We start from the raw sequence: 18,611 nt of genomic DNA on the forward strand, positions 1-18,611 counted from the left end.
TAGCACGTATATTTATAAAGCTCAGGAGGAGTTTTTGAATATGGGGATATTTCTAAATTGTCTGTTATTTCTGCCGGCTTTCAAATATCAGAATGCTTATGCTGGGTAATTCTGGATAGAGAGGCTATAACCGATGGACGTGGGTATCACTCCACAAAAAAGCCGCCTAGAGAGGCGGCTGTTCGAGTGTTAGGCTTTACGCTTAAACCTAAGTTTATTGGCAGGTGGTGCAGCATTGCTTAGCAAGAGTATTTTATCAAGTGCTGGTAAAGCAGCAGGATCTCTAGATTTAAAGTAAGCAGCGGCATGTTGAGGCATCCAGACCTCTGCCATTAATCGCCTAAAGGCTCCAAGGTACTCGACAGGATAAAGATTTGCTTGGACGACACGACCATCAGGAAACTCATGTGGGTATTTATGCAAAGTATTCGTATCTACCCCATAGTCCTCTCTAAGATACTTACATAACAGTTTTGCATGAGAAATGTCAGGCATGCATTTTTCTGGTAAACGGTAGCCATTGGCCTCCATTGGCCCTACCAAGAAGTTCGTCATTTCTTGCAGAACTGAAAAATAGCCAAGCGGCACTTTGTTTTGGTTCATCATATGCCTTTCAAGGTGGTAAGGGAGCCTAGATGACTGACCTTTACCAGACATCCAATCAAGCACCCATTTAGAGACTTGAACGGCAAACTGAGGAGAGAGCCATTGAGCTAGATGGATTGCGACCTGGGGATGAACCCAAGTACCTTGGGTGATATCCCCACCTCTAAGTACTTGAATTAGTTTGGATATCGGAATTCCGATATCCGATTCTAGAGCATGGAGAAAAGCTTTTGTAGTACTGTTTTCATGGTAATGCCCAAATGACTTACCACTTGCTTTACACATAGCTGTTGCGTTGATATAGCCATCTGAGGCACGTTGCTGAACGATTCCGCTGTTTGTTTGTCGATCTATAAGATCGATAGAGGTTTGATGCTGGTATTGCATAAATAGCGTCCCTTTGAAAGGAAATAATTGACGCTCGCACCTCAAAGTAGGACAATATGGTTCAACTAGAGTGTCCCTATTCTTGGTGCAAGCAAGAAAATAGACACTTACTCAGGCCGCCATAGTTTCCCCAAACTTGGTGGCTTTTTCTTTGTCCGTTGTCAGAAAGTTATTCTGACGTAGGTATTATATTCCATATGTAGTGGTGTTGTGCGTTTGCGATACCATATATTGTGGTTTTGTCTTTGGTTTAGGTGTGGTGAGTAAATTTAGGCTATAAAAAAACCGCCTAGAGAGGCGGCTTGGTCTTTATGTAGCAGGGAAGGTTGATCAGCCTTTAGCTTGTTGTGTATGCTGGCTCTTAAGTCATTGAAGTCAGTCGATAACGTTTGAGATAAGAGGCTGCGAAGCAGTCCGCTTGAGCGATGGGTTAGCCGTTATATCGCTGATGGATGGCCTTGTCGATTTGTGTGAAATACTCATCGAAGCAAGTCAACGAGTATTTGAGATAGCCAGCGCGAAGCACTACCTCTCGATCGCCGGTCAAGAGCTCGTTGTTCTCAATATACTTATGCAGGGCAGAGCGGTCAGTCTGACCGTCCTGCGGGAGTCTTCCATCAGCATGGACAACAAGATTTCTTAGTGCCTGAATATTTTTGATGTCGCTCCACGGTTTGGGTGGGTCTGTGAGGTCTACGAGAGCAACCTTGCTTAAGTAGGTCCTTGCCCTTGCAATCCCGACGCCAGCTACGTCCTTGAGTGATAGTTGATACTTCTCCGTGGCCTGAAACAGAGCGCAGAGCTTATTGAGCTCATGTTCGAAGAAGGCAAACAGCGTGATTAAGGCAGAACGTCGCTGTAAATTCGGGAAGTACTCGAGAAAAATAGCATTAAGGTCCCAAGAGCCACCATTTAGTCCTTTATACACGGTGATGCAAGTGGGTGGCTCATCCTTATACACTCCTTCAATTACGACTTCCTCTGAGTTGGCCTTGAAATTGGCAGTACTCTTGTCTACCTGTTGTTCGACATCAGAGATGTACGCATCAAGTATCTCGATTGAGCCGCTCACATTGTATTTGTACCAGTACAGTGGATGGTCTAGTGAGTGGAGTTTCATGATTATGCCTAATATGCGAGAGAAGAGTTATAACTAGATTTAGATGACAGAGAAAATCTTGTCGTTCTCATAAAACTGAATCTATTCGGATTTAAGAGAGTAAGCAATTACAAGAAATTTTTTTAGGTAAACCTAAAAAATCAGAGATAGCGGATTGTTGCAAGTAGTCAAAGATCAATAGTGGAATGACTGCTTATAGCTGACAGCGGGCACTATAAGATCTGTCTAGAAATGGCTTTGCTCCAAAAAAGCCGCTTAGATAGGTCGTTAGCCCGATCACTTATTGGCTAGATTAATAAAAGAGTTAAGCCAAAGCAGGTCTGCGGCATTGCGTTCGCAGATGTCCTGAAGCTGTTGTACCTCTTTAGATAATGAATCTGGCAGTGCTTTAATGTCAATCTTTGGACATGACGGGCGTGCTTCCATTGCGCGTTGAAGAAGAGGGCTGTGATCCAATAAGCTATATACCGATTGATTTAACTGATCTGCCTCTTTCGACGAAAAAGGAACGGGGGAGTATTTCGCCATAATCTGAGTAGCCCAGCTCCTGATTGCAGAATCCTCAGTCTGTGCTGGAGCGCGAAGAACCTGAATTGCCGTTTTGACTAAATCTTGTTGGATGCCAGACTCTATAGCTGCTTTCTGTATGTTTGCTGCATAATTCTGCGCTAGCAGTCCAATGCAGGCAACAATAATGGGTGTTGCAACCCAGGCGAAGATTTGTGCTCCCTTGTAGATGGATGCGAAACAGTGATTTGCCTCTTTCATATTCAGATTGTCCCACGCTTATTTAGGAATCATTAGGTGAGCTAAATAGCGTTAGTTTATAGCCCTCTAACTAAAGATATCTAGACTATAACCAATGGTGTCGGACTACTCAGCCAACAAATAAGCCGCCTAGAGAGTCTGGGTTCTAGTCTTTTGGGGGGGCAGGATCGTAGTCAACAATTACTATTACTGATTTAACTGTGTCGTATAGAATTTTCAGGCTATAAATGAAAACACCAGAAACAAGACTTCCAAAAGTTAGATCTATGTAAGGGATATATTCTTTTGCGACTGGAGAAGACCATACCGTTAACAGTAGTATTGCTAAACAGATAAGGCTTATTTGTTCTTTTAAAGATAAAAGGATTTGTTTTTTTGTTGATTGAAAAAATCCTCGACCTGCTTGAGATTTTTCGATTAAGTCTCTGATTTTTGTAAGAATAACACCTAAAGTGGCTGCGTTTATTGCTAGTAATGCTATTTGTAGTTGGATTAGATTTAATTGGAGCCAAATATTAAGAAAATCAGTATTGAGACAGGCTTGTAGTATCTGAAAAAGAAAGCCTGCCCCTAAAGATGAAAATCCAGTAGAAATTATTTTATTAGTCATCAAAAATGGACTTGAAAATGGCGATCGTTTCATTCGCGTTTAAGCCTTCTAGCTCTAAACCTGTGACCTCTACTTCTTTAGTGGTATTGCCTACTGTTACTTTTTTTCTTATGTTGTGAAGTTTTACCTTTGTAGCTCCACCACCATTGCTTATATAGTCTATAAGACCAGAGGTTTGTGGCTCATTCGGGCTAAGACTAAGCGAGTGGCCTTTGTTTGCACGTAGCTCTATTTTATTTTCAACGGAGTTGTTTTTCTTGGCAAACTCTTTAAGATCATCAGTGAGAGTTTGGGAAATAGATGCCATGTTTGGCGTCAGGAAGGTAAATTCGACTGCCTCAATGGAGTTATTGTTTGATGCAATAAGCTCCCAGAAATCATTTTTATCAAAGATGGGGTTTGAGTAAATTCCTAACTGATAGATAGACAATTGACGGTTTATGTTCTTTTCAAACCGCTTGAGCAAGACAGAAGGGGTGCTGAAGGCAGCAGGATTGTTTTGTACCGCTATTAGCTGTCTTTCTGGGTTATTCCATATAACAAAAATAGAATCAGGCCATGTGTCAATTTTTTCAACTTTAAAGTCTTTGGTGTTTTTTTTAAGTTTTTTCTCGACTCCAACCATGAACACAATTATATCATCTTCTTCGGCTAGTATTCGTATTACTGTTTCTGAATTTCTTTTATAGAAAGGATCTGAGTTAGAGATAGCCTCCCAGAAGATATTGTTCTTCTCGGCAATAACGTCATTAACAGTCTTTCCGTCATAGATGGACCCTTGAAAATTTCTGTTGTTAGGAAGTATTTGATAACGGAAAATATGGAAAGAACGCATCATTTTCTAAGTACTATATAGAATGGACTAATAGATAGTCTTATTTTTAAGGCGCATATTTATGATGTATGCGCTGCGCTTCATTACTAATTAGGAGCGTTAGAGCTAGTGACAATGCCTCGTCCCAGCCTTCCTATCCATATGACAGCCGTTCTTATCCGTTCGGCCTGAATGCGCCCACGCATCAGCAGTGACAGTGCCAAGAGAAATAAGAACTAGTGATAGGGCTGCGAATGTTTTTCGCATAACTACATCCTCCAATAAAACTAAACTTTAGTTACATCAGAGCGCAGCGATACGACTTGTGCGCGGTGTTACTGCTGGGGTGCTACTTACTAGCATGACTTTAGCCCGCCATAAATATGGAAGGCTAAGTATGCGGTGGTGTTCAGGCTTTAATATCTAAGCCGAGCTGTGCTGCGGAGAGCAGGATGGCGGTTTCCAATTGAATACGCTCATCGCTCTGAAGGCTTTTAATCTTGGATTCGCTGACCTTTTGAAATGGCCACGCGCTAGTAGGGGCTACTTTGATGCCTTGTTCCAGACCTGGTAATGGTTCTGTGTAGGCGGTGATTTCAGCGATTTTGATCAACTGGTCGTAGCTAGCCTCATGTCTGCCATTTTCCCATGCAGACACATTTCCTTTGCTAACACCTAGCCTATCGCCCAATTGAGTTTGGGTGATTTTGGCGTGGTTACGAGCAGCAAGAATCCAATCTTTGATATCCATGCTTCGTAGTGTATAGAAAATCTGCACGCTCATGGTCTATATATTCTTGACTTATTGGTATAGAAAAACTAGACTCTAGTCATGAAACAAGAATCTATCGAAAAGTCATTAGAAAAAGCGGCAAACGCCTTCGGTTCGGAGGCTGCTTTGGCACGCGCCCTAGGGGTTACGAGAGGGGCTTTCAATCAGTGGAAGCGTCCGGGCAGGGAGGTTCCTGCCCGACATGCTCCTGAAATTGAGCGCCTGACGGGGGTTCTTTGTGAGTCCCTGTGCTTCTCGGTTGATTGGTCTGTGCTGAGAAAGCGGGCTTCGTCGCGAAAGAGGGTAGTTGCTCAAGGCTCATAACCCCGATGAGCACAGAGCGGGTTTCGGTTTTTTCAGGTTCGAGTGGTTTTTGTTCTTCAGGTTTGTTTTTCATAGGTGGTGTCCATGCGTAATTTGTATGCTTGCTTCCGGCTGCCATGGGTAGGAGCTCCAGTTGCTGTACTTATCGCTATCATGGTGACGGCGGCTTGGAAGTTTGTGTTTGTGAGTAGCCCGTTTGATTCAGTCATTGGTTGTTTTTTGATTATCTTGCTTGAGGTTGTCGTCTGGGCCTCCTGGCCTATCAGGGGAGACGGCAGCTTTTTTCAATCCATGTTTCACAAGCATCAGACCGATAACGATGAATAGAACATCTTTGCCCGTGGCTGGATTAGGGGAGGCGGATGAAAAGCCATTATTGCCCCGCCAGTAGAAATCATAAGGCTTGAAAAAAATAGAGGCCTTTTCAGAAGGGATCGGCCAGCTCGTGACATATACCTAAAGAGAGCAGCGAAAAAGAATGCTAGGAGTATTAAAAATATCTCACGCGCGGTAATACCTAAGAAAACGTCTGTCTCCAATCCGATCATGCTCAATCCCTTTGGGAAAAATTTAGTTACTGGAATCTCTAAATATACCCGACTGGGATTGACCGCCCATTAATGCAGGTCATGCGAGTGTTGAAGTGGTTCAGTAGGTTCTCGCATGTCCTGCTCAAGACATAACCGCTCAAAGACAGAGCACAGCAGTTGGTCACTGACTTCTGAGTTTTCAGTGACGCCGGCGCAGATTGATTTGGCTTGTTGTAGTAAGCGTTCGGTCTGAGTCATTGGGGGAGTTCCTTATCCCTTCATTTATGTGCATGAAAGCACTTTACTCAACACAGGAATCATGGTCATGCGAAATGAATCGCACCGCTCGAAATTAGCAACGCTGATGCACTACGTGGATCTGTGGCGTGTTCGTGTGGGAAGTAGGGAGGCGGTAGCGCTGGCAATTGTTGAGGCGCACCAGAAGTTCGGCATGTCCGAGGTGACAGGCATTCGTTTTGAAACTAATGGTGATCCCTTCACGTTAGCCAAGAACGCTGCAGATCGTGTTTTCCGTTGGTTGGATGACAAAACGAAAGAGTCCAACTTTATGCCGATGAATTTTGAGCAGTCTGTACTGGCGGCGATGCCTAACGACCTGCGTTACGGCTATGTATGTGAAATCCTGCGTCCATTCGGCTATTCGCCACGAATGATGGTGGCGTGCCCTGATGGTGAGTTTGACCCAAGTAAGAAAGCTCAGGTGGTGTTGAAAGAAAACACAGAGGCGACGCTGGCTCTTATTGCTTTGAGCGAGAACGCTTCTGACGAGGCGCATTTCAAGGCACATAAGGAGTTGTGCGAGTCCATCGGGACAGCTAGAGGTGCTAGAGCCTCTATTGAAGAGGTAATGCTGAAAAGAGGGTTGGTGATTCCAAATGACTAAATCAAGCTTTATTGGGGGCGCACGCCCAGCCTACGGCACCGACTACACAGACCTATTCAAACTAGGTTGGTTTAACAACCCGCGCGTAGCCAAAGCGTTTGGTGTGAATCATGACCAAGACAAGGCAAGCCGCACTTTTGCGATCAAGGCTGCAATTTATGAAGCAACAGGTGTCGATAGCTTAGCGAAGCTGCCACCTGCTGATTTTTTGCGTTTGATAGCGAGTAAGGGCTTGGCATTCACGTTGCCATCATCTTTGAAGACAGCGACAGGAGTAGAGCAATGACGTACTGGCAGTTTTTTATGATTATGTCGGCAATTTATCTCGCCCCGCGATTTCCTGATGTGTGGTCCGTTTCGTTTGGCTCAGTTTTTGCTGGCTTGGCTTTGTTTGCATTATGGAGAGGTCTGTAGTGAAAGCCTTTAACAGCACTTTGCGGGCCAGCAAGAAACCACTACGCGCTAAGAAGCCGTGGGAACCAAAGGGAGGTATGAACCGCCCCCAAAAGCCCACGACAAGTCAGAAGAAGCCGATGGCGTCGCGGGGGATGAAAGGCCGTCCAGTGACAGTAGAGCAGAAGCGCTTTCACGATCAGTTAGCTGCGCTTGGGTGTGCTGCTTGCCGTGTAGAGGGTAGGGAACAGATAGAGGTCAGTATCCATCACATTGATGGACGCACCAAACCAAATGCCCACTGGCATGTATTGCCACTATGCGCTGGCCATCATCAAGACGGCACAGGTGCGCCTGGTCTTATTGCAGTGCATCCATGGAAGAAAAGATTTGAAGCCGCTTACGGCACTGAATACGAGTTGTTGGCCACATGCCTACAGCAGATAAAAGAAATCCCAGCAGCTGCGCTAACAGCTCTGGGGGCGATTCAACAAAGTGAGGCTATTGAATGCTGATTATTTTACCAGTACCTAGAGAGTACGTCACCAGTTTGGGGGCGCTATGAGCACAATAATTATGACGCAATGCTGGCCTTTGCAGGGCATGAATGCAAGCCAGAAGGCTGTATTGATCAGTCTGGCTGATAACGCCAATGACGATGGTGTGTGCTGGCCGTCTGTTGCTTACATTGCTGTGCGTACCTGCTTATCTGAGCGTGCGGTACAGAACGCTATTAAGTTTCTGCAAGAGGTAAAGATTTTGGCGGTTGAAGACCGTAATGGCCGTTCAAACGTGTACACGATCAAAGCGGACAATTACACACCAAACCCCCGCAAATCCTGCACCCATAACCACCAATAACCATCAAGGAACCGTAATAGAACCACAAGAGGTACCGTCAGGGCCGGTGCTTCCAGTTTCTTTGGATGAACTAATGGCGGATGGTGTTTCTGAAAAAGTAGCCAAAGAGTTTCTGGCACTTCGTAAAAAACTGGGTCATGAGCTGACTCCGCTGGCACTGGATGGCGTCAAACGTGAGGCTGGGATTGCTGGCTGGTCCTTGGAGGCTGCTTTGACTGAATGTGTAGAGCGTTCGTGGAGAGGCTTTAAGGCTGCATGGGTTAAGGGCTCAGGGATTCAAGCAACTGGCAACCAAGGCGAGGGTTTCGCGGGTCAGGATTACAGCAAAGGGGTGGGCAATGATGGAAGTTTCTAAGGCCATGCAAGGCGCAGAGGTCGCTACACGCTGCTGCGATCAGCACGGCGAATACCAGTCACAGCACGTCACTCTGGGAAGAACGGAGTTTTGGACCACATGCCCTGCATGCACTGAGGCGGGCACTAAAAGTGATACGCAGAAAATTATTGATGATATCAACGCAGGGCGTCGCCAAGCTGTGATGAATAACACGATGCAGCGAGCCGCCATTCCTCCACGGTTCATGGATCGTCGCTTTGCAAACTATCGTGCCACGTGCTCCAACTCTGCCAAGGCTTTGGAAACAGTGCGTGAGTATGCGGAAAACTTTGCAGACAGCCTTTCATCGGGTCGTAGCCTGATTTTGATGGGCACGGTAGGCACAGGAAAAACACACCTAGCGGCATCGGCAGCACATGCTTTGATTGCTCAAGGTTACACGGCAGTTTTTACCTCGGTGCTGTCGGCTGTACGCAGTGTTAAAGAAACCTATGGCCATGGCGCTACACAGACGGAACGCCAAGCCATTAATGCGTTGATTGCACCAGACCTGCTAATCATTGACGAGGTAGGAGTGCAGTTTGGTAGCGCTACCGAAGAAATGATCCTTTTCGAGATTATCAACGGCCGCTATGAGCAGATGAAGCCCACCATCATTATCAGCAACTTGGCGATGGAGCCATTAAAGAAATACCTAGGTGAGCGTGTCTTTGACCGTTTGCGCGAAGGGGGCGGCAAGGCTGTAGTGTTTAACTGGGAAAGCCACAGAGCAAAGGTGGCGGCATGAACGGTGTGTATACATGGTCAGCAGACAACCGATGCAGCATTGGGTACCGCAATCAGTGGGATGCCTCGGTACCGTCGGTCGGTTTTGTGTTTCTGCGTGCGCCACTCGATATTGATCGTGTGTCGGTGCAGGACTGTGAAATCAAAGCTAAGGCAATGGGCGGGGGCGGTGTTGATCTACTGTTCTTAGACCCGTACAGCTTTAGGGATGACTATTGGCCAGAGGTAAGTGCGTGGGCCTTAGAGCAGCTTGAGCAGTGTCAGCCAGTCATAGCGTGCTGGTGGGGTAAGCAGGGTAGAGCTGAAACAGTGGATAAGTACCTAGACCTAGTGTGCGAATCTGGGTACCGCACCACACTGCAGCACTTTGGTGTTAAGCGAGGTGTGCCGCAGTTCTTTAATGCGTTCAGAAGCGCTAAACCAAGCCAGTGGAGGTTGTGATGGCGGCAGTCATAACAGCGCGGGGGCGCAAGAAAGCATCCAAATACAAGAACGTCAAAACAGTTGTTGACGGTCATAAGTTCGATAGCAAGAAAGAGGCTAGGCGGTACCAGGCGCTGAAGCTGCTACTTCAGGCTGGCAGAATTTCTAACCTTGAGCTACAGAAACGCTACGAGCTAATACCTACGCAGCGTAAGTCAGATGGAAAAGCCGAAGAGCGATGTTCCTACGTGGCGGACTTCGTTTACATCGAGGACGGTGCGCAGGTCGTTGAGGATGTAAAGGGTGTACGTACAGAGGCGTACCGCATTAAACGCAAGCTAATGCTAAAGGTACATAGTATTGAAATACGGGAGGTGTGATGCAAATACCTTCATGGGTCGAGTACGAGATACAAAACTGGGCGCGGATGCATTGGGTAGGTAGTATGCCCGGCCCGCGTCGTATTGGTCAGGAGGCGCGCCAGTGCATGTATCCGTTCCAAGATGTGGAGGAGGATGAGCCGGGGTATGAGACGGTGAACTATGAGCGTGCGCAGCAGGTAGAAGGGATCTATCAGAAGCTGCCGCATGAAGACCGTAGGGTGCTGCATGCAGAATACACAAGGGTCAAAGAGTACGGCAATATGCCCGACCACATAAGGGCGGCGGTAGCTAGCAAAAAAATAGGGATAACAGTGAGCTACTACAAGTTAGCACTGCTGAGTTTTAGAAAAAAGGTTTGGGGGGCGTTTAAGTGAGTATCTATGCTAATGCTGGTGATTTGTTGTCTTGCTATCCTGGTCGCCAGTTTCGGATGTATGAACTGGTACGTCATGTATCTAAAGGGCGCGTACTACCAAAAGGTGAGCGCGCTAAGTATGAGAGAGGGATTCAACGGGCGATGCGTGCTTTAGCAGAGCATGGATTGGTTGAGATCGTTAAACCGGAGCCGGGACGCTATGGAGATATGTATGTCTGGCGTCCAGCAGGGCAAATGTTACCGAACGATAACATCACGTCGCACATTCGGTAACGCAAACGGTAACATAGGGGTTGAGAAGTTGCGTCTATTGGAAGTGCGGTGGAGAAAAAGCCCGTCAATCGTTAGGTTGGCGGGCTTTTTGCTGCTGAACAGCACACTCTAACTTAATAGATGGGTTTACCGTCATTCAGTGCAAGCAAGCCGCGAATCATGCGGTACAACAGCCAAATACCTGTTGCGATAAGAATAAGGAAACCAATAAAAAAAACTGCTGTTATTGCACCAATCACAGCCCAGAGTATGCCAAACCAAAAGGTGCGTATCTGCCAACGGAAGTGGCTCTCGTAGAGAGTGCCGGCTACGTCATCTTTTTTGACATAGTTAATGATGATGGCAGCAATAGCCGTCACACCGATGAAAACTGATGCCAAGTAGAGAATGTAAATTATTAGCGTAAGGTTCTTTAGCTTTTCATCTGCGTTTTTGTTTTCCACAATATCCATTTTTTGCCCTATATCAAGTAGAAAAAAACTCATAATCGATAGTAACTGAAAAGCGCTCATTCAATGCTGTACCCAGATTTGTAGATTACAAAATCTGACAATGATTACGTGTGCGGCATGAGTTGTTCTGAGGCAATCTTTAGCTATAAGCTGGTGTTCTGGGCCTGACCACCGTGAGATCGACAGAGTTTTGTATAGGGCCTATGTTAAACTGCGACTTCCCACAATTTTTACCTCTTTATACCCATGTAAATTATTGCTACCTGCTTGTTCTCACATTTTTTCGTTGATGAAGCACAGCGGGTGGCATCGTGGCGTCTCGGTTCTACCTTTATCTAGCTCCAGAAAGTCTTGTCACTCGCCGTGCAGATAGGAATCTGCATGTTGAATTTGAAATCCATTTGGCTTTTTAATGCCCGCAGAGATGTAGTCTCGGGCTTGCTTGTGGCTTTAGCTCTTATTCCAGAGGCTATAGCTTTTTCTATTATTGCTGGAGTAGATCCAAAAGTAGGGCTGTATGCCTCATTTAGTATTGCCACGATCATCGCATTCGTAGGTGGTAGGCAGGGAATGATCTCAGCTGCTACTGGGGCAATGGCTTTAGTGGTTGTAACGCTGGTTAAGGAACACGGCTTACAGTACTTGTTGGCAGCAACAGTTTTGGCAGGCATGCTGCAGATTGTGGCTGGAGCTGTTGGATTGGGAAGGCTAATGAAGTTTGTGTCACGCTCTGTTGTGACTGGCTTCGTCAACGCGTTGGCTATTCTAATTTTTATGGCCCAGCTTCCAGAGCTGACCAATGTTACATGGCATGTCTACGCACTAACTGCAGCTGGCTTAGGTATCATTTATCTACTACCACGCATAAGCAATGTACTTCCATCACCACTCGTAGCTATTGTGTTATTGACGGTCGTTACTCTTACCTTTGGGATAGAGGTGAGAACGGTAGGTGATATGGGTACCTTACCCGACTCTTTGCCTGTGTTTTTGCTGCCAGACATTCCTTTTAACTTAGAAACACTACTAATCATCTTGCCGTACTCTGTATCGCTAGCAATAGTCGGTCTGCTGGAGTCGTTAATGACGGCATCCATTGTTGATGATATGACAGACACACCAAGCAATAAGAATAGAGAGTGTTTAGGTCAGGGTACAGCGAACATTGTGACGGGCTTTCTAGGCGGTATGGCAGGCTGCGCAATGATAGGCCAATCAGTAATCAATGTTAGAGCAGGTGGCAGAGGGAGACTTTCTACACTTTGTGCAGGCGTATTTCTATTGATCTTAATTGTGTTCTTTGGTGAGTGGGTTGGAATGATTCCGATGGCGGCCTTAGTTGCTGTCATGGTTATGGTGTCTATAGGTACCTTTGATTGGAAGTCGCTTAACACTTTAGTGACGCATCCTAAGAGCTCTAGTGTTGTGATGGTAGCAACTGTAATCGTTACGGTATGGACGCATGACCTGTCAAAGGGAGTGTTAACAGGGGTATTGTTATCGGCAGTGTTTTTTGCAAATAAAGTAGTTGGTGTAGTAAGTGTATATAACTACTTGAGCGATGAAGGGGAATCGAGGATCTATAAGATCAAGGGGCAGTTGTTCTTTGCTTCAGCGAATCAAGTGATCGATGAGATTGATCTAAATGAGCCAATACCAGAGGTGATTCTAGATTTCTCTGATGCACATGTCTGGGACATAACGGCTGTGGAGATTATCGAGAAAATACACACCAAGCTCAACGCTAAAGGGGTTGCAGTGAAACTTCTCGGGCTAAACGAGAAGTCTCACAGAACGATTCTTCAATTAGCAGATGAGCCCAAGAGGCTTTTAGCTGCTTAGGTATATAACCACCTTCGGGTGGTTTTTTCATGGGTGAAGGAAATTGACCTGCCTGCGAGGGTTAGGATTTACGCATGTCAATCAATAGAGGCTTGGAACAAAAAGTTTGGGCTATGCTTCTGTTGGAATGACTGCCTGAGCCTCTATTTCAATTAACCACTCTGGCAATGCAAGACCGGTAACAACTACCCATGATGAAGCTGGTGGGTTTGTTTGGAAGAAGTCTTTAAGAGCATCAGTGATTTCCATCTGATTGTCTGGATTGTTTGCATCTTCTTTGATGTAGATGCGAAGCATTGCAATATGCTCTTTTGTGGCTTGTGTGGCCAGCAACACTTTTTCTATATTTTCAAGGCAGACTCTTGTCTGCTCTTTCATACAAGTAGCTATGGTGTTTTGATCTTTATCTGTTGCGACTTGGCCAGACAAAAAAAGGTGCCTCCCCTCTTTTGTTAGTACAGCTTGGCTAAACCCATACTGAAGACTATTGAAGACTGAACTAGGGTTTACAGAGGTGTGCATTGTTTATTCCACTAAGTTGCTTATGAAAAAGCATATTTTCGCCTGTTTCTTATATTAGGTACAGATGATATGAAGTAGACGTCAGTGTGGTGTTAGATACGGGCAAAGAAGTATTTGCTATGCCAGGTGACTAAGAAGGTGACGGTGCAATGACAAGAAGAATACAAAAACCATGCAGGGTTAAAACGTGCAGGCGCCCCCATAGAAATGCAGGTGGCTATTGTGATGAGCATTTAGATCAAGAGTCTGGGTGGAATGCTCCTGAGCGCGGCACATCATCGCAGCGTGGTTATGGTGCGGAGTGGCAACGCAAGCGCAGATTTGTGCTGAAGCGAGATGGTCGCCAATGCAGGCCGTGCGCAGCTAAGGGGTTAGTGACGTATGGTAATGAAGTCGATCACCGTATCCCCAAAGCAGAGGGTGGAACGGATGCTTATGAGAACCTGCAAACCATTTGCGAGGACTGTCATAAGGAAAAAACACGCAGGGAGTCGAGCAGGCGCAGGGTAGGGGGGGTATAAAACCCCAAATCTTTTCCTTTCCTAGACCGCCCGTCTAGGTAGATTTTTATCCCCGCGTAAAATGAAATTTAGTGGGAGGGGGTATGGCGGGTGTTCCGGGGCGTTCAGGTCGTAGACCAAAACCGACCGAGCGCAAGGTTGCTGCGGGCAATCCTGGTAAGCGCGCACTGAACAAAGATGCGCCTGAGTTTGGTGGCGTAGTCAATATTGATGCACCGGACTGGTTGGAAGGATCAGGCCGAGATTTGTGGGAGCACTTGGCACCGCTACTCTGTGCAGAGCAGGTGCTACAGGCAACCGATATTCAGAACCTAGAGTTTTATTGTGCGGCTTACGGTAGATTCCGATTAGCCGAAGAGGATATTGCTAAGAACGGCATCACTGTCCTAGGGGCGCAAGGTGGGATCGTTAAGAACCCAGCGGCGACAATCATCAACGAGGCTACAAGGCAAATGGCAACCTTTGGATCTTTGCTTGGCCTCGACCCATCCAGTCGACAGAGACTGTTGGGTCCCAAGAAACAGGACCCTACTGCTGAGCTAGCCGGCATCTTAAACATGTGAAATGTCAAAAGCGAAGTTCCCACGGGTGGCTGCTGCAACGCAGTTCGCCCGCGATGTCGTGCGCGGCAAAATACCATGTTGCCGATACATAACTCTAGCCTGCCAGCGTCATTTAGACGAAATAGTCAAAAGCAAAAAGCGAGACTTTCCTTATAAGTTTGATCCGGCTCAGGCTGAGAAAAAAATCAAACTCATCGAGTACATGCCGCACACAAAAGGCAAGTGGGCGAGGGAAAAAAAGAAAATCATTCTAGAGCCATGGCAGTTATTTGGCATGGCTTGCACCTTTGGTTGGCTAAGAAAAAAGGACGGATTACGCCGGTTCAGAGAATCATATTGGGAAGTGCCACGTAAAAACGGTAAGAGCGTAATTGCTGCCGGTGTGGGGCTTGCCATGTTTTGCGCTGATGGTGAGTTTGGCGCAGAGGTGTACAGCGGTGCTACTACTGAAAAGCAAGCGTGGGAGGTATTTAGGCCAGCACGTTTGATGGTCATGCGTACACCAGAGTTAAAGGCGTTGCTCGGTATTGAGGTTAATGCTGGCAACATGAATCGCCCAGAGGATGGGAGCCGGTTTGAGCCTGTTATTGGTAATCCGGGTGATGGTGCATCGCCTTCATGCTCCATTGTCGATGAGTATCACGAGCATATGGCTGACGATCTATACGTCACTATGCAAACAGGTATGGGTGCGCGTGAGCAACCGCTTATGTTCATCATCACGACGGCGGGGGCGAATATCTCCGGCCCGTGTTACGACAAGCGGCAAGAAGTCATTGAAATGCTTGAGGGCATTGTCCCCAATGATGAGCTGTTTGGCTGGATTTGGACAATCGACGAGGGCGACGACTGGACCGACCCCAAGGTGTTGGCTAAGGCCAATCCCAACATGGGGGTATCGGTTAATGAGGACTACCTAGTTTCTCAGCAACAGCAGGCCATACGTCGGGCGCGGTTTTCCACCACCTTTAAGAATAAGCACTTAAATGTGTGGACGGCGGCTAAGAGTGGTTACTTCAACATGGCAAAGTACGTAGCCGATCCCTGTATTGACCGAACCCTGACATTAGAGCGCTTTGCTGGCTGGGATTGCGTAATAGGGGCTGACTTGGCGTCCAAGATTGACCTTACCGCAATGGTGCCGCTATTTCATGAGGTGATCGACGGGAAGATTCACTACTACTGTGTTTCGCCTACCTTTTGGGTACCAGAGGACACAGTAACCAGTAGCGATAACAGGCGCATGGCAGATCGCTACCAGAGCTGGGTAGCTTCTGGTCACTTGATACAGACTCATGGTGCGGAGATTGATTACCGTGACATTCTGGCTGAGGCACTAGAAATCAATGCTCAGTCGCCAGTCATCGCAACGCCTTTAGATCCACACGGTGCAGCTAACTTGTCGCACCAATTGGATGATGAAGGGCTAAGCCCAATCACGATTGTCCAGAACTTCACGAATATGTCCGACCCAATGAAAGAACTTGAGGCGGCTATTTTGTCTGGGCGCTTTCACCATGATGGCAACCCCATTATGAGCTGGTGTATTTCAAACGTAGTGGGGCGTCACTTACCTGGTAGCGACGATATTGTGCGGCCTACTAAACAACACACAGATAACAAAATTGACGGAGCCGTAGCGCTAATTATGGCTATTGGTCGCGTCATGCTGCCTATCGCTAAAGAAGAAACCAGCATTTATGAGCAAGGAGTAGGAATTTGAATCGTCAGGAAAAAATCGCATTGGTATGCATGCTTGCGGGCTTCATTGCGTTGGTTAGCGGTATTGCTCAGATTTCACCAGCATGGGCCGCCATAGTGGGTGGCGTTTTATTGATTGTTTTTGGAATAGGGCTAGATCGCAATGCTGTTTAGAAGAGCCACCGATAGTGGGCAGGGTGGTTCTGGTTGGCTTTCAGGTTTGTTGGGGAGTTCCCGTTCAGCTGCAGGGCAGGATGTAAATGCCAAGAGCGCAATGGCAATTCCTGTCCTGCAGAACTGCGTGTCTTTGCTTGCAGAGAGTATTGCGCAGTTGCCCATTGAGCTTTATCGCCGTCTACCAAATGGCGGTCGAGAAGCCGCCACAGATCACCCTCTATACAACATCCTGAAGTACAGGCCAAACCCTTGGCAGACCTCGTTCGAGTATCGAGAATTTAGCCAAATGTCAGCTGGTTTGCGGGGTAACTCCTACAGCTATATTGAGCGTGATGGTAAAGGCGTTATCACTGGTTTGTTTCCGATGGACCCTGACCGCATGACTGTTTGGAAGGGAGGGGATTTATGTCCTTACTACCAAATAGCAGGAAGTGATGACAGGCTCCCACAGCGATACTTTCATCATGTGCGCTGGATGTCGTTTGATAACTATGTGGGTGTGTCACCGATTGTCCTACACGCTAACGCGATTGGTTACTCGCTGGCATTGTCAGAATACTCCGCCAAGTCCTTTGTGAATGGGACGGCGTTATCGGGGGTTTTGGAGCGCCCAAAAGAAGCACCAGCCATTAAAGATCAAAAGGTTGTGGATGACATAACTGATGATTGGCAGCAGCGCTTTGGTGGCTCAGGGAACAAGGGAAAGGTAGCGATGCTGCAGGAGGGGATGACCTTTAGGCCCCTCTCAATGAGTAACGTTGACGCCGATTTGATTAAAGCGTTGACGTTGACCGGTGCAGATATGGCGCGTATCTGGAAAATCCCATTGCCTATGCTGGCCGTAATGGAGGGGGCGACCTACAACAACGTTGAAAACCTCCAAATCCAGTTTGTTATTTATGCCTTGCTGCCGTGGATTAGAAGACACGAAAGCGCAATGCAGCGTGACTTTCTCAGACTGGACGAAATGGATGAACTCTACATTGAGTTCAACATTGGCGGATTGCTCCGGGGTAATCAAGAGGCCCGCTACAAAGCGTATGCAATTGCACGGCAGTGGGGTTGGTTGTCTGTAAACGATATTCGCAAGCTTGAAAACCTTCCTCCTATACCTGGTGGGAATGTGTACTTGCAGCCATTAAACATGGCTGATGCCGCCACAGGACTTCCGACTAACACAGACGAAGCTAAGGCTTTGGCCGAAATTAACAAGGTACTTCAATGAAAAACCATCATCGGCTAATCAGCCTGATATTTAATACGCCGCAGCTTATCCGAGAGGATGTGCTCGATATGGCTGTGCACTGGGCAAATCAGGCCATAAACCTGAATATTGTCAATGTTCATGGTGCAACTGCTCAGCATGACGGTGCAGAAGCACAGGCAGTATCACCATCTGAGCGGCGATTGCAAGCAGCTCAAGATACTGGTGTTTATGTGTTGCCTGTTCATGGTGTCCTGGTGTCGCGCAACACGCACCTAGACCCGTGTTACTCCATGACAAGCTACGAAGAAATACGCGGCATGCTGAACGCCGCAATAAATGATCCAAGTGTTGAACATATTGTCTTGGATATAGATAGTCCGGGCGGCTCGACACTGGGGTGTTTTGAGCTAGTGGATGATATTTATGCGGCGCGTGCTGCTAAGCCCATCACCGCCATTTCCAACTTTGGCGCGTACTCTGCAGGTTTTGCTATTGCGTCTGCCGCGACAAACCTTATCGTCTCGCGCAGCTCAGGTGTGGGGTCGGTGGGGGTTATTGCCCGCCATATTGACCTGAGCAAGCGCCATGAGCAACAAGGCATAAAAATTACCTCTATTTTTGCTGGCGCGCGTAAAGATGATTTGGCTAGCCATGCACCTTTGACCGAAGAGGCAGGGCAGTGGTTAACCAATCTGGTTAACGACAATTACGAAACCTTCACCGATATCGTTGCCCGTAATCGGGGCATGTCTGTTGCATCAGTAAAAGCAGCAGAGGCTGGTGTGTTCTTTGGTCAGAAGGCCGTAGAAATGGGCTTTGCTGATTCTGTTGAGTCACCGCAGGCGGCTGTAAACCGAATTGCAGCGGAGGTTGCACAAAAACGTGCAAGTACTCCAAAGAAAAACAGTGTGGCCACCCGTGCGGCGGCTATGGAAATCCAAAATCGTATTTAGGCGCGT

At 47.0% G+C, this 18,611-nt stretch carries 27 protein-coding genes; 17 read left to right on the top strand and 10 right to left on the bottom strand.

Translation table 11 applies throughout. The features are described 5' to 3' along the window. Window positions 1-189: 189 nt before the first annotated feature. From GY634_RS15980 to GY634_RS16010, 7 genes are all read right to left on the bottom strand, one after another. Window positions 190-993 carry a KilA-N domain-containing protein gene (locus GY634_RS15980; protein ID WP_166409723.1) on the bottom strand — a complete coding sequence of 268 codons (804 nt, stop codon included), beginning with the start codon at window positions 991-993 and terminating at the stop codon, window positions 190-192. A 430-nt stretch (window positions 994-1,423) separates the two neighbouring features. After that, entirely contained in the window at window positions 1,424-2,113 is a 690-nt protein-coding gene (locus GY634_RS15985) for a hypothetical protein (RefSeq protein WP_166409724.1), read from the bottom strand. Between the two features lie 276 nt (window positions 2,114-2,389). Continuing rightward, complete coding sequence (locus GY634_RS15990; RefSeq protein WP_166409725.1) at window positions 2,390-2,881, bottom strand: hypothetical protein; 492 nt, start codon at window positions 2,879-2,881, stop codon at window positions 2,390-2,392. A 145-nt stretch (window positions 2,882-3,026) separates the two neighbouring features. After that, a complete protein-coding gene (locus GY634_RS15995) occupies window positions 3,027-3,491 on the bottom strand; it encodes a hypothetical protein (protein WP_166409726.1) in 465 nt (154 codons plus the stop codon). Beyond that, a complete protein-coding gene (locus tag GY634_RS16000; protein ID WP_166409727.1) occupies window positions 3,484-4,329 on the bottom strand; it encodes a hypothetical protein in 846 nt (281 codons plus the stop codon). Before GY634_RS16000 ends, GY634_RS15995 begins: the two co-directional genes overlap by 8 nt. A 102-nt stretch (window positions 4,330-4,431) precedes the next feature. After that, window positions 4,432-4,572 carry a YHYH domain-containing protein gene (locus GY634_RS17465; RefSeq protein ID WP_166409728.1) on the bottom strand — a complete coding sequence of 47 codons (141 nt, stop codon included), beginning with the start codon at window positions 4,570-4,572 and terminating at the stop codon, window positions 4,432-4,434. A 142-nt stretch (window positions 4,573-4,714) separates the two neighbouring features. Then, a complete protein-coding gene (locus GY634_RS16010; protein ID WP_166409729.1) occupies window positions 4,715-5,089 on the bottom strand; it encodes a helix-turn-helix transcriptional regulator in 375 nt (124 codons plus the stop codon). Between the two features lie 48 nt (window positions 5,090-5,137). On the opposite strand from GY634_RS16010, the gene GY634_RS16015 reads away from it, so the two are divergent. Then, on the top strand, window positions 5,138-5,401 hold the full coding sequence (locus tag GY634_RS16015; RefSeq protein WP_135866776.1) for a transcriptional regulator: 264 nt from the start codon (window positions 5,138-5,140) through the stop codon (window positions 5,399-5,401). A 617-nt stretch (window positions 5,402-6,018) separates the two neighbouring features. On the opposite strand, the gene GY634_RS16020 is transcribed toward GY634_RS16015, so the two are convergent. After that, a complete protein-coding gene (locus GY634_RS16020) occupies window positions 6,019-6,189 on the bottom strand; it encodes a hypothetical protein (protein ID WP_166409730.1) in 171 nt (56 codons plus the stop codon). Window positions 6,190-6,256: 67 nt separating this feature from the next. Between GY634_RS16020 and GY634_RS16025 the strand changes: the two genes are divergently transcribed. The 9 genes from GY634_RS16025 (at window position 6,257) to GY634_RS16065 (ending at window position 10,392) form a co-directional block, all read left to right on the top strand. Further along, window positions 6,257-6,835: a hypothetical protein gene (locus GY634_RS16025; RefSeq protein ID WP_166409731.1), complete on the top strand. Its 579-nt coding sequence runs from the start codon at window positions 6,257-6,259 to the stop codon at window positions 6,833-6,835. Further along, window positions 6,828-7,121 (top strand): hypothetical protein, encoded by a 294-nt coding sequence (locus GY634_RS16030; protein WP_166409732.1) that lies wholly within the window; start codon window positions 6,828-6,830, stop codon window positions 7,119-7,121. Before GY634_RS16025 ends, GY634_RS16030 begins: the two co-directional genes overlap by 8 nt. 247 nt (window positions 7,122-7,368) lie before the next feature. Beyond that, window positions 7,369-7,743, top strand: coding sequence for a Ref family recombination enhancement nuclease (locus GY634_RS16035; RefSeq protein WP_242683734.1), 375 nt, complete (start codon window positions 7,369-7,371; stop codon window positions 7,741-7,743). Window positions 7,744-7,789: 46 nt separating this feature from the next. Next, the gene (locus GY634_RS16040) at window positions 7,790-8,089 is read left to right on the top strand and encodes a helix-turn-helix domain-containing protein (RefSeq protein ID WP_135862824.1); all 300 of its coding nucleotides are present in this window, start codon (window positions 7,790-7,792) and stop codon (window positions 8,087-8,089) included. A 73-nt stretch (window positions 8,090-8,162) separates the two neighbouring features. Then, complete coding sequence (locus GY634_RS16045) at window positions 8,163-8,444, top strand: hypothetical protein (protein WP_166409733.1); 282 nt, start codon at window positions 8,163-8,165, stop codon at window positions 8,442-8,444. Next, window positions 8,428-9,213, top strand: coding sequence for an ATP-binding protein (locus tag GY634_RS16050; RefSeq protein WP_242683735.1), 786 nt, complete (start codon window positions 8,428-8,430; stop codon window positions 9,211-9,213). The genes GY634_RS16045 and GY634_RS16050 overlap by 17 nt, the downstream gene beginning before the upstream one ends. Beyond that, complete coding sequence (locus tag GY634_RS16055; protein ID WP_166409734.1) at window positions 9,210-9,653, top strand: hypothetical protein; 444 nt, start codon at window positions 9,210-9,212, stop codon at window positions 9,651-9,653. Before GY634_RS16050 ends, GY634_RS16055 begins: the two co-directional genes overlap by 4 nt. Further along, window positions 9,653-10,015: a DUF1064 domain-containing protein gene (locus GY634_RS16060; RefSeq protein WP_166409735.1), complete on the top strand. Its 363-nt coding sequence runs from the start codon at window positions 9,653-9,655 to the stop codon at window positions 10,013-10,015. Before GY634_RS16055 ends, GY634_RS16060 begins: the two co-directional genes overlap by 1 nt. After that, a complete protein-coding gene (locus GY634_RS16065; protein ID WP_166409736.1) occupies window positions 10,015-10,392 on the top strand; it encodes a hypothetical protein in 378 nt (125 codons plus the stop codon). Before GY634_RS16060 ends, GY634_RS16065 begins: the two co-directional genes overlap by 1 nt. Before the next feature lie 388 nt (window positions 10,393-10,780). Here the strand turns inward: GY634_RS16065 and GY634_RS16070 are convergent, their stop codons facing one another. After that, window positions 10,781-11,119 carry a hypothetical protein gene (locus GY634_RS16070; RefSeq protein ID WP_166409766.1) on the bottom strand — a complete coding sequence of 113 codons (339 nt, stop codon included), beginning with the start codon at window positions 11,117-11,119 and terminating at the stop codon, window positions 10,781-10,783. Between the two features lie 381 nt (window positions 11,120-11,500). On the opposite strand from GY634_RS16070, the gene GY634_RS16075 reads away from it, so the two are divergent. Beyond that, window positions 11,501-12,961, top strand: a complete 1,461-nt coding sequence (locus GY634_RS16075) for a SulP family inorganic anion transporter (protein WP_166409737.1) — start codon at window positions 11,501-11,503, stop codon at window positions 12,959-12,961. A 111-nt stretch (window positions 12,962-13,072) separates the two neighbouring features. Here the strand turns inward: GY634_RS16075 and GY634_RS16080 are convergent, their stop codons facing one another. After that, window positions 13,073-13,483 (bottom strand): RidA family protein, encoded by a 411-nt coding sequence (locus tag GY634_RS16080; protein ID WP_166409738.1) that lies wholly within the window; start codon window positions 13,481-13,483, stop codon window positions 13,073-13,075. A 149-nt stretch (window positions 13,484-13,632) separates the two neighbouring features. Between GY634_RS16080 and GY634_RS16085 the strand changes: the two genes are divergently transcribed. From GY634_RS16085 to GY634_RS16110, 6 genes are all read left to right on the top strand, one after another. Then, window positions 13,633-14,004, top strand: a complete 372-nt coding sequence (locus GY634_RS16085) for an HNH endonuclease (protein ID WP_166409739.1) — start codon at window positions 13,633-13,635, stop codon at window positions 14,002-14,004. Window positions 14,005-14,087: 83 nt separating this feature from the next. Next, entirely contained in the window at window positions 14,088-14,567 is a 480-nt protein-coding gene (locus GY634_RS16090) for a phage terminase small subunit P27 family (protein WP_166409740.1), read from the top strand. Between the two features lies 1 nt (window position 14,568). Beyond that, window positions 14,569-16,290 (top strand): terminase large subunit, encoded by a 1,722-nt coding sequence (locus GY634_RS16095; protein WP_135862842.1) that lies wholly within the window; start codon window positions 14,569-14,571, stop codon window positions 16,288-16,290. Further along, window positions 16,287-16,442 (top strand): hypothetical protein, encoded by a 156-nt coding sequence (locus tag GY634_RS16100; protein WP_166409664.1) that lies wholly within the window; start codon window positions 16,287-16,289, stop codon window positions 16,440-16,442. The genes GY634_RS16095 and GY634_RS16100 overlap by 4 nt, the downstream gene beginning before the upstream one ends. Next, window positions 16,432-17,670 carry a phage portal protein gene (locus GY634_RS16105; RefSeq protein ID WP_166409741.1) on the top strand — a complete coding sequence of 413 codons (1,239 nt, stop codon included), beginning with the start codon at window positions 16,432-16,434 and terminating at the stop codon, window positions 17,668-17,670. The genes GY634_RS16100 and GY634_RS16105 overlap by 11 nt, the downstream gene beginning before the upstream one ends. Beyond that, on the top strand, window positions 17,667-18,605 hold the full coding sequence (locus GY634_RS16110; protein ID WP_166409742.1) for a S49 family peptidase: 939 nt from the start codon (window positions 17,667-17,669) through the stop codon (window positions 18,603-18,605). The genes GY634_RS16105 and GY634_RS16110 overlap by 4 nt, the downstream gene beginning before the upstream one ends. Window positions 18,606-18,611: the final 6 nt, after the last annotated feature.

Source organism: Paenalcaligenes suwonensis, assembly GCF_011290505.1.
GTDB lineage: Bacteria > Pseudomonadota > Gammaproteobacteria > Burkholderiales > Burkholderiaceae_B > Paenalcaligenes > Paenalcaligenes suwonensis.